At 61.8% G+C, this 14,678-nt stretch carries 12 protein-coding genes; 6 read left to right on the forward strand and 6 right to left on the reverse strand.

The window, feature by feature from the left end; genetic code table 11:
- Window positions 1–118: 118 nt before the first annotated feature.
- Window positions 119–1,357 carry a M20/M25/M40 family metallo-hydrolase gene (locus ACIPOO_RS20230; RefSeq protein WP_400609336.1) on the forward strand — a complete coding sequence of 413 codons (1,239 nt, stop codon included), beginning with the start codon at window positions 119–121 and terminating at the stop codon, window positions 1,355–1,357.
- 84 nt (window positions 1,358–1,441) lie between these two features.
- Here ACIPOO_RS20230 and ACIPOO_RS20235 read toward each other — a convergent pair whose 3' ends face one another.
- The gene (locus tag ACIPOO_RS20235) at window positions 1,442–2,671 is read right to left on the reverse strand and encodes an aspartate aminotransferase family protein (RefSeq protein WP_400609338.1); all 1,230 of its coding nucleotides are present in this window, start codon (window positions 2,669–2,671) and stop codon (window positions 1,442–1,444) included.
- Between the two features lie 98 nt (window positions 2,672–2,769).
- On the opposite strand from ACIPOO_RS20235, the gene ACIPOO_RS20240 reads away from it, so the two are divergent.
- The gene (locus ACIPOO_RS20240; protein WP_400609340.1) at window positions 2,770–3,672 is read left to right on the forward strand and encodes a LysR family transcriptional regulator; all 903 of its coding nucleotides are present in this window, start codon (window positions 2,770–2,772) and stop codon (window positions 3,670–3,672) included.
- A gap of 3 nt (window positions 3,673–3,675) precedes the next feature.
- On the opposite strand, the gene ACIPOO_RS20245 is transcribed toward ACIPOO_RS20240, so the two are convergent.
- Entirely contained in the window at window positions 3,676–4,152 is a 477-nt protein-coding gene (locus ACIPOO_RS20245) for a RidA family protein (protein WP_400609341.1), read from the reverse strand.
- A gap of 181 nt (window positions 4,153–4,333) precedes the next feature.
- On the opposite strand from ACIPOO_RS20245, the gene ACIPOO_RS20250 reads away from it, so the two are divergent.
- A complete protein-coding gene (locus tag ACIPOO_RS20250; RefSeq protein ID WP_400609342.1) occupies window positions 4,334–5,350 on the forward strand; it encodes a zinc-dependent alcohol dehydrogenase family protein in 1,017 nt (338 codons plus the stop codon).
- 153 nt (window positions 5,351–5,503) lie between these two features.
- On the forward strand, window positions 5,504–6,436 hold the full coding sequence (locus ACIPOO_RS20255; RefSeq protein WP_400609343.1) for a hypothetical protein: 933 nt from the start codon (window positions 5,504–5,506) through the stop codon (window positions 6,434–6,436).
- On the opposite strand, the gene ACIPOO_RS20260 is transcribed toward ACIPOO_RS20255, so the two are convergent.
- From ACIPOO_RS20260 to ACIPOO_RS20270, 3 genes are all read right to left on the reverse strand, one after another.
- On the reverse strand, window positions 6,423–6,740 hold the full coding sequence (locus ACIPOO_RS20260; RefSeq protein WP_274133721.1) for a class I SAM-dependent methyltransferase: 318 nt from the start codon (window positions 6,738–6,740) through the stop codon (window positions 6,423–6,425). The genes ACIPOO_RS20255 and ACIPOO_RS20260 overlap by 14 nt on opposite strands.
- A 420-nt stretch (window positions 6,741–7,160) precedes the next feature.
- Entirely contained in the window at window positions 7,161–7,598 is a 438-nt protein-coding gene (locus ACIPOO_RS20265; RefSeq protein WP_274133720.1) for a DoxX family protein, read from the reverse strand.
- A 100-nt stretch (window positions 7,599–7,698) separates the two neighbouring features.
- Window positions 7,699–9,123 carry a transglycosylase SLT domain-containing protein gene (locus ACIPOO_RS20270; protein WP_400609346.1) on the reverse strand — a complete coding sequence of 475 codons (1,425 nt, stop codon included), beginning with the start codon at window positions 9,121–9,123 and terminating at the stop codon, window positions 7,699–7,701.
- Between the two features lie 185 nt (window positions 9,124–9,308).
- On the opposite strand from ACIPOO_RS20270, the gene ACIPOO_RS20275 reads away from it, so the two are divergent.
- Together ACIPOO_RS20275 and ACIPOO_RS20280 are read left to right on the forward strand one after the other, a co-directional pair.
- Window positions 9,309–10,118 (forward strand): TatD family hydrolase, encoded by an 810-nt coding sequence (locus ACIPOO_RS20275; RefSeq protein ID WP_274133718.1) that lies wholly within the window; start codon window positions 9,309–9,311, stop codon window positions 10,116–10,118.
- Window positions 10,119–10,366: 248 nt separating this feature from the next.
- Window positions 10,367–11,683 (forward strand): methyl-accepting chemotaxis protein, encoded by a 1,317-nt coding sequence (locus ACIPOO_RS20280; RefSeq protein ID WP_400609348.1) that lies wholly within the window; start codon window positions 10,367–10,369, stop codon window positions 11,681–11,683.
- 596 nt (window positions 11,684–12,279) lie between these two features.
- Here ACIPOO_RS20280 and ACIPOO_RS20285 read toward each other — a convergent pair.
- Window positions 12,280–14,496 (reverse strand): TonB-dependent siderophore receptor, encoded by a 2,217-nt coding sequence (locus ACIPOO_RS20285; RefSeq protein WP_400609350.1) that lies wholly within the window; start codon window positions 14,494–14,496, stop codon window positions 12,280–12,282.
- Between the last annotated feature and the right edge of the window lie 182 nt (window positions 14,497–14,678).

Below are 14,678 nucleotides of genomic sequence, written 5' to 3' on the forward strand. Positions count from 1 at the left end.
CTACGGGGATCGGCGGGCAAACGCGCGCCGGTTTGGCTTTCCCGGAGGCGGATGCGGTGGAACGATGCCCCGTCACAGGGTTCACAGCAAAAGCGTTCACACCTCTGAGGGATCCAGCATGCTCGTCCGACGCACCACCCTGGCGGCCGCCGTCGCCACTTCACTCTTCTGCTCACTGGCCCTTGCGGCCGACCTGCCCGCCGACCAGCTCATGAACAAGGCCCAGGCGGAACAGAAAGCCTATCTGGCCACGGTCAAACAACTGGTGGACATCGACACCGGCACCGGCCAGGCCCCCGGCCTTAAAACGGTCAGCGCGGTGTTGGTCGATCGCCTCAAGGCGCTGGGCGCAAGCGTTCAGACCACACCGGCCACGCCCTCGGCGGGCGACAACATTGTCGGCACCCTTAAAGGCAGCGGCTCGAAAAGCTTTCTGCTGATGATTCACTACGACACCGTGTTCGGCCCGGGGACCGCTGCCAAACGGCCGTTCCGGGTGGACGCCGAACGCGCCTACGGCCCTGGCGTGGCCGATGCCAAGGGCGGCGTGGCCATGGTTCTGCATTCGCTGAAACTGCTCAAGGATCAGAACTTCAAGGACTTCGGCACCATCACCGTGCTGTTCAACCCGGATGAAGAAACCGGCTCGGCAGGCTCGAAGAAACTCATCGCCGAGCTTGCGCGCGAGCATGACTATGTCTTCTCCTACGAGCCACCGGACAAGGATGCGGTGACCGTCGCCACCAACGGCATCAATGGCGTGTTCGTCGACGTCAAGGGCAAGTCGTCCCATGCGGGCTCGGCGCCTGAAGCGGGTCGCAACGCGGCGATGGAACTGGCCCATCAACTGGTCCAGCTCAAGGACCTGGGCGATCCGGCGAAGGGCACGACCGTCAACTGGACCCTGATAAAGGGCGGAGAAAAACGCAACATCATTCCTGCCAGCGCGGCAGCGGAAGGTGACATGCGCTATTCGGACCCGAGCGAGTCGGACCGGGTGTTGGCCGATGGGCAGCGGATCATCAAGGACAAGCTGATCGACGGCACCGATGTGACCTTCCGGTTGGACAAGGGCCGGCCGCCATTGGTCAAGAACCCGGGCAGCGAAGACCTGGCGAAAACCGCCCAGGCGCTGTACGGCAAGATCGGCCGCACCATCGAACCGATCGCCATGCGCTTCGGCACCGACGCCGGTTACGCCTACGTCCCCGACAGTCAGAAACCAGCGGTGCTTGAAACCATGGGCGTGGTCGGCGCCGGCTTGCACGCCGATGACGAATATTCCGAGCTTTCCAGCATCGCACCCCGCCTTTACCTGACCGTGGCAATGATCATGCAGTTGTCCAGCGCAAAATGACCCCGCCGGGGTGATACACAGATCCCGTGAATACCCCAAATCCCGTAGCAGCCGGGCTTGCCCGCGGGGGCGTACTCAAGACCGCTATCGCCGACAAGCCGGACTGCTACGGGTTGTGTGGCGAGCAGAATTCCGGTCAATAACACACCCCAACACCCCCGCCACGGCGGCGAGGATCTGCTCGACGTCCGACTCTTCGATGATCAACGGCGGCAGCAGGCGGATGGTCTGGCCGCGGGTGACGTTCAGCAGCACGCCGTATTCATGGGCGGCGATGTGGGTCAGGTCGCGGATGGGGCGGGCCAGTTCGATGCCGATCATCAGGCCCAGGCCGCGAATCTGCATCACGTCCGGATGCCCCGCCAGAGTTTCGCGCAGACGCGCCAACAGTCGCTCTCCCTGGATTGCGGCATTCTCAAGCAAGCTTTGCTGCTCGACGATGTCCAGCACCGTGCAGCCAACGCGACAGGCCAGCGGGTTGCCGCCGAAAGTGCTGCCGTGGCTGCCCGGGGTGAACAAGCGCGCCACCGCGGTCGTGGCCAGGCACGCGCCAATGGGAATGCCGTTGCCCAGCGCCTTGGCCAGGGTGACGACGTCCGGCACGATGCCTTCGTGCTGAAAGGCGAACCAGTGTCCGGTGCGGCCTATGCCGGTCTGGATTTCGTCGAGGATCATCAGCCAGGCGTTATTGCTGCAATGAGCACGCAGCGCCTTGAGATACCCCGGCGGTGGCAGCATCACACCGCCCTCCCCCTGAATCGGCTCCAGCATCACCGCGACGATGCGTTCGCCGTACACCCGGCTCGCCTGGCGCACCGCTTCGATATCACCGAAAGGCACTTTGACGAATTCCCCGGAGAACGGCTGAAACCCCAAGCGCACCGAACCGCTGTCACTGGCCGACAGCGTGCCCAGCGTGCGGCCATGAAAGGCGTTTTCCATGACCAGTATCAGCGGCTGTTCGATGCCTTTGGCCCAGCCATGCAAACGCGCCAGCTTGAGTGCGGTTTCGTTGGCCTCGGCCCCGGAATTGTTGAAGAACACCTGCTCCAGCCCCGCCAGGCGGGTCAGCTTCGCAGCCAGGCGCTGTTGCCAGTCGATCCGGTAATGGTTGGAAGTGTGCAGGAGCAACCCGGCCTGCTCGCTGATTGCCGTCACCAGCTGCGGATGGCTGTGCCCGACGTTGGTCACGGCCACGCCCGCCATGGCGTCGAGGTACTGGCGACCGGTCTCGTCCCAGAGGCGCGCGCCTTCTCCTCTGACAAAGCTCAGGGGCAGCGGTTTGTAGGTGTTCATCAGGCAGGCGGCGGTCATCTCGATTGCTCCATCACAGTGGGTGACGTCAGTATCGTTAGCCCGATATGCTGTATAAAGATGGCATTTCTTGAGTGACTTTAAAGCTGGAGTGGCTAATGGATGTGTTCCAGGCAATGACGGTATTCGTGAAGGTGGTGGAAAGCGGCAGCCTGACCGCCGCCGCTCGGCAGTGCGAAATGTCGACGACCATGGTCGGCAATCACCTCAAGGCACTGGAGCAGCGACTGGGCGTGAGCCTTTTGCAGCGTACGACCCGTCGCCAGAACCTGACGGAATTCGGCACGCAGTACTACCGCCGCTGCCTCGACGTACTGGCGCTGGTCAACGATTCCGAGCGCATGGCCGAACACATCCAGACCCGGCCCAGCGGCACGTTGCGCATCACTGCTCCTCCAGCTTTTGGTGCCGAGCGCCTGTCACCGATGCTCAAGGATTTCATGGACCAGTACCCGCAGATCAAAGTCGAGGTGGTGCTGAGCAACCAGTTGATGGACCTGATCGAGCACGGCTTCGACGCCGCGATTCGCTTGGGGATGCCCGAATCTTCTGCGCTGATCGCCCGCCCCTTGCGGGATTACACCCTGACCATCTGCGCCTCGCGCGATTACCTGGAGCGCCGTGGCACGCCACTGAAGGCTGCGCACTTGTGCGAGCACAATTGCCTGGCGTTCGCCTATCCGGCCGGGGACGACTGGCGGGCCACCGACAAGCTGTGGAAACTCACGGGGCCTGAAGGGGTGATCGAGATTCCGGTGGCAGGCTCGATGATCGTCAACAGCTCGCCCGCCTTGCGTCAGGCGGCGCTGGCGGGCATGGGCATCGCGATGTTGCCGGACGTGCTGATCAGCGAGGACTTGCAGGCGGGCAAGCTGATACCGTTGCTGCAGGCTTATCGTCCGCCGAGCCGGCCCATGTGGCTGATGTACGCCCAGGATCGCTATCGGCTGCCCAAGGTCCGGCATTTCGTGGACAGCGTGCTGGCGACATGGGGCAAATAATGCTCAATCCCGCTCAGCCACCGCGATCAGATCCATCTCGACCGTCGCATTCTTGGGCAACTGATACACCCCCACCGAACTGCGGGTATGGGCGCCCGCCTCGCCGAACACGAAAAACAGCACCTCGGACGCGCCGTCGGCCACTTCGCTGTGCTGGGTGAAACTGTCGGTGCACTGCACGTACATCGTCATGCGCAGCACCCGTACGATCCGATCCAGGCTGCCGACGCCGCGCTGCAACAGTGCAATGGCCCGCAGCGCGCTGATCCTGGCGCCCTGTTGCGCAGCTTCCAGCGTCACATCACCACCGGCGCGCCCGGTCACCACCACCCTGTCGCCGACCCGGGGGATCTGCCCGCTGATGTAGATCTGATCCTCATGGCGCACCAGCGGCACGTAGTTGCCACCGATCTTGATCTCGCCGTCGAAGTCATGACCGGACTGGGCGCACAGCTGTTTGAAGCGAGCATCACACGACATTGTCAGCCTCTGTTGTTCGAAGAATGGGTGAGCTGGATCATAAACCCTGATCGCACCGTTTGAGAGTTCCGCGATTCTCAATTGATAACAGACATGTCGGGTATCGACAGACAGAAATGGTCCCCGAGCCCCCTGCCCCGTAGAGTCATTCCAACGCTAATCAAATGAGTCGAGGTTGGAAATGTCACGCGCCATCAAATTTCATCGCTTCGGCAAAGCCGATGTGCTCAGTTGCGAGGAGCAGCCTGACCGTTTGCCCGGTCCACAGGAAGTGCTGGTTCGTGCCGAAGCCATCGGCATCAGCTGGGACGATGTGTTGTGGCGCCAGAACCTGGCCCTGGCCAAGGTGCAATTGCCAGCCGGTATCGGCAGCGAAATGGCTGGGATCGTCGAGGCCGTGGGCGCCGACGTCACCGATCTGAAAGTAGGTGACAAGGTCGCCAGCTTCAAGGCCATGAGCGCCAACGACTACCCGGTGTGCGGCGACCATGTGCTGGTGCCGCGCAACGCCCTGACCCGCTATCCCGATGCATTGACGCCGGTCGAAGCCAGCGTTCATTACACGCCGATGCTGCTGGCCTACTTCGCCCTCGTCGATCTGGCGCGGGTGCAGGCCGGGCAGACGGTGCTGGTCACCGACGCGGCCTACAGCCCAGGTATCGCTTTCGTACAACTGGGCAAGGCGCTGCGCCTAAGGGTTATCGCGGCGACTGAACATGCCGAGGACCGCGAATACCTGCTGGCCAATGGTGCCGAGCGGGTGATCGTGACCGAAGAGGACGACATTTGCCTGCGCATCGACGCATTGACCAAGGGCAAGGGCATCGAAGCGGTATTCGACGGCTACGGTGGCATGCACATGTCGCGGCTCGGTGACGTGCTGGCGCCCCGTGGCAGCCTGGTGCTGTATGGCCTGCGCGGCGGCAACACCACTCCCTTCCCGGCGATGCAGGCCTTCCGCAAGAACATGCGCTTCTTCGTGCACTGCCTGGAGAACTTCACCGGCAAACCGGAACTGGGCATCGCCCAGGACAGCGAGGCCATGAAGCGCGCCCTGGACACGATCAACGATCTGACCGTCAAAGGCCTGCTCAAGCCGGACATCCATCGCACCTGGCCCTTCGAGCAGTTCGGCAAGGCCCACAACCACCTGGACGAAGATCCGGTGCGCGGTCGCGTGGTGCTGCGGGTAAGCTGAGGCGGGCTACGCAGGCTGCGCCCTCCCAACATCCTGCAACAGTTCGCGCCCGGTGCCTTCATTGACCGGGCGTTTTCGTTCGGTAACGTGATCCCTGGACTTTTCACGCGGCCGTGCTCTCCGCGCGCCGCCATTACGTCAAGGAATGACGACATGGCCAGCACCTCAAGCAATCCCCCTCTGCACCTGAACTGGATGGCGCGCACCCCTGGGCTGGAAAGCCTGCGGGTCGATGAGCTGATTCTGCCAGGCACCCACAACTCAGGCAGCGACAAGCAATCACCCAACCTGGGCGTCCTTCAGGAGTTCGCGCAGGACGTCTCGCCACACCAACAATTGCGCAACGGCATCAGGGCGCTCGACCTGCGCATCAGGTTCTACTCCTCTTATCCCGAGGGCGACGCCAGGCGCTTCCAGGTCTTTCACCTGACCTCATCGGGCAGGACGGTGGCTGTCGATATCCTGCAGCGTACGCGGGAGTATTTCGCCGAACTGGAACAGGACGGGAGCAAGGCTCGGGAAATCGTCATTCTGGATTTTCATCAGTTCGACAAGTTCACAGCGCAAGCCCATGAAGAGCTGCAAGCCTTGATCTATACCGGGCTGGGCTCCAGGCGGCTGCCCTACGCCTTGCGCGGACAGACCCTTGCACAGCTCTGGAACGAACACCCGGGCAAGAACGTGGTCGTGGCCTATAACCACGGATCGGCCAGTCATGAATTGTGGCCGGGCGTCGAGCAGTGCTGGCCGGGGGAAAACCTGTTCAACACCAACACACTCAAAGCGTTTGTCGACAGGATTGGCAAGGAGAGCAAGCGCGACTTCGAGCTCAAGGCCGTGCAGTGCGCCAAGTACTCGCTGCCCTTCCACGCCCCTACGGACTTGAGCAACAAGATCGATGAGTGGTTCAAGTCGGTGGATGAAAACAGCTACATCCAGAACTTTTTCATCATCAACACTGACTGGTCGTTGCGCAGCAATATCGTCGCCAACTGCCGGCACGCCAACCAGATCCGCAGCGCGCTCAAAAAGACTGACCCGGACGGCCGACTGCAACCCAGCCGCCGCCCGATCAGCAGCGTGTGATCAAACCCTGCCGGGCGATGCGCGTCAGGTGTCCAATCACCGACTCGGCGCGCTCGGCGCTGGGTGCCTGAATGACGGCCAGGTCGAACTGGTCGTTTGCGAACCGGTCGAGGGGCGCGTTGGCTTCGATGAATTTGATGAGAAATGCGTGGGGGCCGTTCTGACGACGGGGCCAGCCGTCCAGATAACGCAAGAGCGTCGGCTGGTGGGAACCGCCCAGGAGAATCTTCGGATTGCGACGAACGAATTGGCCGGCGATAGGTGCCAGACGAATGAGAGGGCGCGGGTTGGCGTGGCTGCTCATGGTGTAGTTTCTCTGCCTCAATGTTCCGCCGGGCAGGTGAGAGGCAACACCGAACCAGCGCTTTAGCGGTATTTCGATGGCGTTTTCACGACATCAGGCGCCCCGCAAGTAGCTGTTTAAATCGGCGCATGAGCGGCATCCTAGAGAAGCCGCAGGGGAATTGTCAATTCTGCGTGTAGCCATTTTTCTGCTAGCGCCAGGACAGCACCTGTGGGAGCGGGCTTGCCCGCGAATGCATTGGCCCTGATGCCTTGATGCTGGCTGGCCCGCCGCTTTCGCGGGCAAGCCCGCTCCCACAGAAATCCTCTGATCGATAATCGTCGATCCTTTCACGCCCCGTAGCAGCACGGCTTGCCGGCGGGGGCGATCTCAATGACGCCCCCGCCGGCAAGCCGTGCTGCTACAGGTGGAACTTGCTGCTTACTTCGCGGCAATCAACCGATCCAGCGAAACCCGGCCTGCCCCTTCGAACAGCACCGCAACCGCCGCACCCAGGAGTGCCAGGCCGAACTCGTAACCGTTGTTGGCCATGAACAGACCGTTATGGATGTGCACCGAGAGGATCGCCACCACCAGCATCACGATCAGCACCACCGCCGCAGGGCGCACCAGAAGGCCCAGGAACAACGCCAGGCCACCGAAGAACTCGGCACTGCCCGACAGCAACGCCATCAGGTAACCCGGATTCAGACCCAGGCTCGCCATGTACTGGCCGGTGCCTTCCAGGCCGTAACCGCCAAACATGCCGAACAGTTTCTGGCTGCCGTGAGCCATGAAGATGATGCCCACAAGAATGCGCAGGACAGTGATGCCGTAGCCGGCGTTGGTGTTGAACAGCGATTTGATTTGAGCGTTCATGGCGTTTAATTCCATTTGGTAAGAAGAAGTGGCGCCATCATAATCGAATCATCAAATATGAAAATCGCAAAAATCCCGCCATAAACATCGAATTAATCGATCAGTCTCTGGAAGCCACTTTACGTTGTGAAGGACTCTCCAGCGAACTGCGCTCCTGGTCATACGCCAGATAGTATTTGTTCACACTATTAACGTAGCTCACCACGCCCATCCCCACCTGTTCCATCGCCACGCGCTCGACCTGGAAGAACCACTGGTTGGGATTCAGCCCCTGGCGCTTGGCCTGGGTGCGCATCGCCTGCACCCGCTCCGGGCCCAGGTTGTAGGCCGCGAGGGTGAACGCCATGCGCTCGCGTTCGTTGATCCTGGGGCTTGAAAAGAACTTGCGGCGAATCATTGCCAGGTATTTGCTGGCCGCCTGCACGTTGCCGTCCACATCACGGATGTTGCCCACCCCAACCCGCTGGGCTGCCGATGGCGTGATCTGCAACAGGCCCGTGGCACCGCTGCCGCCCTTGGCGCCCGGGTTGAGCTGGGACTCCTTGAACGCCAGGGCGGCCAGGTCCAGCCAGTCCATCTTCTGTGCGTCGGCATGGCGTTGCAGGGTCGGGCGAAGTTTCTCCAGGCGCTGGCGATCCTCCCGAGCCAAGGGGTAGTGCACGCGATACAGGTCCTTGTAGGCCTTCTGAAACGCGACGTCCTGGTTGGCCGGCGCTTGCCAGGTTTCAAGGAAGCGGTCCACCGTGGCGTGCAGCATCACGGCGTCCTTGCGCACGAACCACTGCATGTCGCCGTTGCTCAGGGCCACCGAACGGTCGACCCGCAGCTTGGGCATCACCTTGGCCCAGCGCTCGGCAATCGGTTGTTCGACCACCGTCAGGTGATAGATACCGGCCTGAACCATTTCCAGCACATCCTCCACCGCCAGGCTCGGATCGACCCATTCGACCTTCACCGGCGCCAGCTTGTGCAATGCCAGTTTCTGGTTCAATTGCACCACCGCCTGGTTGGCAGCGCTGCCGGAGGTCAGCATCAGGGTGCGCCCGGACAATTGCTCGGGGCGCTTGAAACTGCGCTCGCCGCGCACGCCCACCAGCACCAGCGGCACACCGCTGACCACCGCATTGGTGGGGTCGACATACTTGGCCGCGCTGGCGTCGAGCAACTCGCCGGGGGCAACCAGATCGCCTTCGCCACGCTGCAGGGCGGCGAGCAACTGGTCCTTGGCCTTGGGGATCAGCTTGAGGGAGACCTTCTGGCCATCGCGGGCGTGGCCATTGAGATACTTTTCGAAGGCTTGCAGGCGACGGTATTCGACACCGATGGCCTCGCCCTGCACTTCGCCGGAACTGTTGCGGCTCTGATTGACCAGCACCCTCAGCACCTTGCTGCTGCGGATCGCGGACAGGTCACGAACCTGCGATTTCTTGATGACCACCGGCGGCCCGGCAGTGTGTTGCGTCGCATCGGCGAGAGACGGCACCGAAAACAGGCACAGCAACGTGAGCATGGGGGCTCGAATCATTGAAGCTCCGGAAAAATGCCGAAAAACGGACTTGAAGCCTGTGCCGGACAGCCGCGCGAGCTGCGCAAGGCGCAACGGCCTGCGACGTCACAGGGAATTAAAATTGTTAAGCAGTTGAACCCGCTTGTTTTTTTATCGCTTCAAACGCTCTGGTATTCTTCTGGGCCTAGGCCAAGGGTGAAACCATGCAATTAATCGACATCGGCGTCAATCTGACCAACTCAAGCTTCGCTTCAAAGGAACGGGAAGTACTCGACCGCGCCTACGCCGCTGGCGTGGGTCAATTGATCCTCACGGGAACCGATGTCGAAGGCAGCGAACAAGCCTTGCAAATGTGCCGCCAACTGGATGAAAGCGGTGTGCGATTGTTCAGCACCGCCGGGGTGCACCCCCACTCGGCGAGCGCTTGGACAAGCGAAACCGAGAAAGAGTTGCATGCCCTGCTCAAAGAAAATGCCGTGCGTGCGGTGGGCGAATGCGGGCTGGACTTCAACCGCGACTTCTCCCCTCGTCCACAGCAGGAAAAGGCCCTGCACGCCCAACTGGCCATGGCGGTTGCCCTGAAAATGCCGGTGTTCCTCCACGAGCGGGAAGCCGACGAACGGCTGCTGGCCATCCTGCGCGAATACCGCGACCACCTGCCCGCTGCGGTGGTGCATTGCTTCACCGGCGAGAAACGCGCGCTGTTCAGTTATCTGGACATGGACCTGCACATCGGCATCACCGGCTGGATCTGCGACGAGCGCCGTGGCACGCACCTGCACCCGCTGGTGCGAGAAATCCCCCGTGGCCGGCTGATGCTGGAAAGTGACGCGCCGTACCTGTTGCCGCGCAGCCTCCGGCCCAAGCCGAAGAACGGCCGTAACGAGCCGGCGTACCTTCCGGAAGTGTTGCGGGAAGTGGCGTTGCACCGGGGTGAAACCGCGCAGGATGTTGCAGCCCACACCACCGCGTGCGCCCAGGCGTTCTTTGGATTGCCGCAGCTCGCAGGCTGATGCCTCACCGATGCCAGTGACTTGCAGCTTCCTCTGTGGGAGCGGGCTTGCCCGCGAAAGCGTTCGTCCCGACAACGCCGTATCGGCGCGCCACCGCTTTCGCGAGCAAGCTCGCTCCCACAGGTACGGTGGCGTGACAGGCAACGTGCCTCATCTCGCTCATTGATCCAGATCAACCTCTGACCCCAGCCGATTGCACACACTAATGGCACCTTGCCTTACCCCGTGCAATCACAGAAGAGCTTCTCATGAGCCGCTGGCTGAGCAACATTTCGCTGAAATACAAATTCTGGGCGGTGAACGCGGTCGCCTTCTTCACCACTCTGCTGCTGGTGCTGTACGCCGTGAACCTGGAGCAACACAGCCGCGCCGAGGATGCCCGGCAGGCGGTGCAGGTCCAGGCACAATGGCAGGCTGCATGGCCCGCCGGACAAGCGCTTGCGGACATCCACCCGATTGCCGCCCCTCCCTCCTTCAATCAGGTCCTGACCGAGCACCTCGGCCAGTACGCCCTTGCGGTGTTCGTGCTGATGCTGGCCATGCTCGGTGCCTCCCAACTGTTGATCCGTTTCCTGCTGACACATCTCAACACCCTCAAGGACGTGATGCTGCACGTCGAACACAGCGGCGACCTGTGCGCCCGGGTGCCGCTGGCCGGTGATGACGAAGTCGGGCAGATGGCCAAGGCGTTCAACGCCATGCAGGCCGGGTATCAGCGCGTGGTCGGCACCGTCGCGCAATCGGCAGCGCGGCTGGACCAGGGTGCCGTGCACCTGGCTTCAGGCATGAGCGATGTGCGCGAAGGCATGCTCGGCCAGCAGAGCGAGACCGATCAGGTCGCCACGGCCATCAACCAAATGACCGCTACCGTCTACCACATCGCCCAACACGCCAGCGCCACCCGCGATCAGTCGCAAAGCGCGGATGCGCTGGCCGGCAGCGGCAAGGCGGTGGTGGACCGGGTGCAACTGTCCATCGCCGGGCTGTCCAGTGGCGTGCAGCAGACCGCCGGTATGATCCAGCGCCTGGCCGAGGACAGCCAGAAGATCAACGGCGTGGTCAACGTGATCCACAGCATCGCCGAGCAGACCAACCTGCTGGCCCTGAACGCCGCCATCGAAGCGGCCCGCGCCGGGGAGATGGGGCGCGGCTTTGCGGTGGTCGCCGACGAGGTGCGCAACCTGGCCAGGCGCGTGCAGACCTCAACCGACGAGATCACCACCATGGTCTCGGTGCTGCAGGCCGGTACCCGCGATGCGGTGGACTTCATGCAGGAAAGCTCGCACAAGGCCGACGATTGCGTGGCCCACGCCCGAGAAGCTGGACAAGCACTGACGGCCATTACCGAAGCCGTGGCGCAGATGCGCGAAAGCAACACCCAGATCGCCGTCGCCGCCCAGCAGCAGAGCCAAGTGGCCGAAGAAATGAACCGCGCGGTGGTGAGCATCCGCGACGTGACCGAGCGTACCGTGCGCCAGACAGTGGATTCGGCCAGCACCAGTGATGAACTGGCGACATTGGCGGGTGAGTTGAATACGGTGATTGGGACCCTCAGGTGCAATTGACCCAATGACGGATCTGCACCCTATCTCAGCGTCGTTCAATCGGCCCGTAGCAGTCCGGCTTGCCGGCGTCGGCGATTTTGGGGGCGCCGACGCCGGCAAGCCGGACTGCTACGGGATGGTGGTGTGTTCTAGATTTTGATTTTGCTTTTCATGCGCGGTGGTGCAGGCGACACAGGGCGCGACGTCAAGGCGCCAGGCCGAGCGTAGGTGTCGTGGAGGGGGATGAGCGGCAGGAAGCCGCGAAAGCCGTGCGGGCCATGGATGGCCCATCATGGCGTGCCCCCGGAACGGCGCCGGAGTCGAGGGAAGTCCGAAGGACCCCAGCCAGGAGCAAATGGTTTGCCTACTTTCCCGAAAGAAAGTAGGTCGCCCGTAAGGGGCGAAACCCTAAAGTCCAACCACCGCGATAACGGATATACACACAACCCCAGCGTCGCCGAAAGACGCGGAGCGTCAAACAAGCCGTTACCACGCAAAGCGTGGGAACGATCAAACACGATCAAAAATCCCCGTAGCAGCACGGCTTGCCGGCGGGAGCGATCTTGAAAACGCCCCGCCGGCAAGCCGGACTGCTACGGTCGGTGGTCAATCAACCCTTACCAACGGAAGGCAACGGTCCCCATGACGGTACGCTCTTCACCCCAATAGCAGCGACCGGCGTTGTTACACCCGCTGACGTATTCCTTGTCGAACAGGTTCTTGGCGTTCACGTCCACCGACCAGTGCTTGTCGATGTCGTACCCGACCAGCGCATCGACCAGCGTCACATCGCCCGTCTTCAACTTGCCGTACAGCGTCGGCGAGGTGTACGCGAAGGTGTTGTCGAAATAACGCACACCACCGCCCAGACGGAACCCGCTCAGCGGACCATCGAGGAAGCGATAGGTCGCCCAGCCCGACGCCTGGTTACGCGGGATGCCGGTCAGTTGGTGATCTTCGAACAGCGAACCCGGTGCATCCTTGGTCACCCGTGCATCGGTGTAGGTGTACGACGCCATCAGGCTGAGGTTCTTGGTGATGTCGCTGTTGGCCTCAAGCTCGATCCCCTTGGACTCGCTCTCCCCGACCTGCTGGCTGAAACCGTTGGAGCCGGCCACCACATCGTGGGTCTTGGTCAACTGGAAGACCGCCGCGCTGAACGTGGTGTTCCAGCCTTTAGGCTCGTACTTCACACCCGCTTCGTACTGATGGCTCAGGATCGGATCGAGCAATTCACCGTTCGGCTGCGACGACTGCTGCACCGGAGTGAACGCAGTCGAGTAGCTGATGTAAGGCGAGATGCCGTTGTCGAACTGGTACATCAGGCCGGTCTGCCAACTGAAACGATGATCCCAGCCATCCAGATCGGTGGCCGCCACTGCTGCGCTGCCTGCGCGAGCGGCGCTCGCACGGTTGCGGTATTCGCTGTGGACCCAGTCCTGACGACCGCCCAAGAGGAAGATCCAGTTGTCGTACTTGCTCTGCAACTGGCCGTAGGCACCGTACATGTGCTGGTCGAGCTGGGAGTTCTGCACGTACTGCGTGGTGCGCGGCTGAACCGGCGAGAACACCGGATTGAACACGTTGTAGGTGCCGCCCAGGCCTGCGTTCCAGTCCTGATTGAAGGAGGTGCGGTCGTAGCTGGCGCCCAGCAGCACGGTGTTTTCCAGTGCGCCGCTGGTGAAGTGGCCTTCGAACTGGTTGTCCACCGAGTAGGTCACGGACTTGTTGTCGCGGTCGTATGCGGTGCTGCTCAGCGTGGTGCCAAAACCTGCGTTGTTCAGGTTGTTCGGCCAGGTTTCGTGACGGTTCAGACGCGATTCCATGTAGCGCGAGTTCTGGCGGAACTGCCAGTTCTCGTTCAACTGATGGCTGAACTCGTAACCCAGGGTCCAGGTTTCACGCTCGAAGTCATCCCAGTTCGGGTTGCCGTTGAACTGCGACTTGCCGATCTTGCCGTTGGGGTTGTTCAGCAGCGTGCCCGCCGCCGGATAGCCCAGCAGCAGTTTGGTGCGGTCGCGCTGGTAGGACGACAGCAACGTAAGGGCAGTGTCTTCGTCGAAGTTGAAGGTCATCGACGGAGCGATGTACAGGCGATCGTCCGGCACCGAGTCGACCTGGGTGTCGGCGTTGCGGCCGAGCATCACGATGCGGCCCAGGATGCGGTTGTCGTCGGTCAGCGGGCCGGACACGTCCAGGCCCAGCTGGCGGCGATTGTTGCTGCCATAGCTGAACTTGGCCTCGCCCTGTGCGGTTTCGGTCGGGCGTTTGCTGACCAGGTTGACCAGGCCGCCCGGGGCGTTTTCGCCGTACAGGATCGAGCTTGGGCCGCGGAACACTTCGGTGCGTTCCAGGCCATAAGGCTCGGTGGTGGTGTCGTAACGGTTGCCTTGCAGACGCAGGCCGTCCTTGAGCAGGCCGTAACCGTAGTCGGTGGCGTTGAAGCCGCGAATGGAGAACAGGTCGCCCGCCAGACCGTCACCCACGGCGAACGGCGGCGCGAAAATACCCGGCACGTAACCGAGCACGTCGGTGAGGGTCTGCGAGGCCTGATCCTGCATGCGCTGACGTGTCACGACGGATACAGAGCGCGGTGTTTCCGATAATGGAGTGCTGGTCTTGGTGCCTGCGGTGCTGTTCTTGGCCTGGTAGCCGGTTTCATTCTCTACCGCTATGGCTTCCCCGGAAACGAGCGAATTCTGCAGTTGAATGGTGTTGCCTTTTGCCGGCTTGACCGGGGCATCCTCGGCCCAGGCCACACCGTGGCAGGCGACCGTTGCAACCAGCGCCGCCAAGGCTTTCACCTTGAATTGATTGTTGTTGTAGCTACCCATCCTTACTCCCCCTCCCTTTGATTATCGCGGGCCCCAAGCCCCTGAATCTTGACCGGAAATGTCAAAAAAGCGTGAAAATGTAGCAAAGAATTATTCTCATTACCATTAGTATTACGTGTAACAGCGAAATGCCATCTCTGCCCCGCGGGGCTGACACATCGCTGATACATTCGGGAGGGGTT

Origin of the sequence: Pseudomonas sp. NPDC090201 (assembly GCF_044746825.1) — a bacterium.
Lineage (GTDB): Bacteria > Pseudomonadota > Gammaproteobacteria > Pseudomonadales > Pseudomonadaceae > Aquipseudomonas > Aquipseudomonas putida_AD.

What these genes read in the sequence shown, in the direction of transcription:
- ACIPOO_RS20255 (WP_400609343.1), top strand. Translation starts at nt 5,504, where the DNA reads ATGGCCAGCACCTCAAGCAATCCCCCTCTGCACCTGAACTGGATGGCG.
- ACIPOO_RS20285 (WP_400609350.1), bottom strand. Translation starts at nt 14,496, where the DNA reads ATGGGTAGCTACAACAACAATCAATTCAAGGTGAAAGCCTTGGCGGCG.
- ACIPOO_RS20260 (WP_274133721.1), bottom strand. Translation starts at nt 6,740, where the DNA reads ATGAGCAGCCACGCCAACCCGCGCCCTCTCATTCGTCTGGCACCTATC.
- ACIPOO_RS20280 (WP_400609348.1), top strand. Translation starts at nt 10,367, where the DNA reads ATGAGCCGCTGGCTGAGCAACATTTCGCTGAAATACAAATTCTGGGCG.
- ACIPOO_RS20250 (WP_400609342.1), top strand. Translation starts at nt 4,334, where the DNA reads ATGTCACGCGCCATCAAATTTCATCGCTTCGGCAAAGCCGATGTGCTC.
- ACIPOO_RS20270 (WP_400609346.1), bottom strand. Translation starts at nt 9,123, where the DNA reads ATGATTCGAGCCCCCATGCTCACGTTGCTGTGCCTGTTTTCGGTGCCG.
- ACIPOO_RS20275 (WP_274133718.1), top strand. Translation starts at nt 9,309, where the DNA reads ATGCAATTAATCGACATCGGCGTCAATCTGACCAACTCAAGCTTCGCT.
- ACIPOO_RS20230 (WP_400609336.1), top strand. Translation starts at nt 119, where the DNA reads ATGCTCGTCCGACGCACCACCCTGGCGGCCGCCGTCGCCACTTCACTC.
- ACIPOO_RS20235 (WP_400609338.1), bottom strand. Translation starts at nt 2,671, where the DNA reads ATGACCGCCGCCTGCCTGATGAACACCTACAAACCGCTGCCCCTGAGC.
- ACIPOO_RS20265 (WP_274133720.1), bottom strand. Translation starts at nt 7,598, where the DNA reads ATGAACGCTCAAATCAAATCGCTGTTCAACACCAACGCCGGCTACGGC.
- ACIPOO_RS20240 (WP_400609340.1), top strand. Translation starts at nt 2,770, where the DNA reads ATGGATGTGTTCCAGGCAATGACGGTATTCGTGAAGGTGGTGGAAAGC.
- ACIPOO_RS20245 (WP_400609341.1), bottom strand. Translation starts at nt 4,152, where the DNA reads ATGTCGTGTGATGCTCGCTTCAAACAGCTGTGCGCCCAGTCCGGTCAT.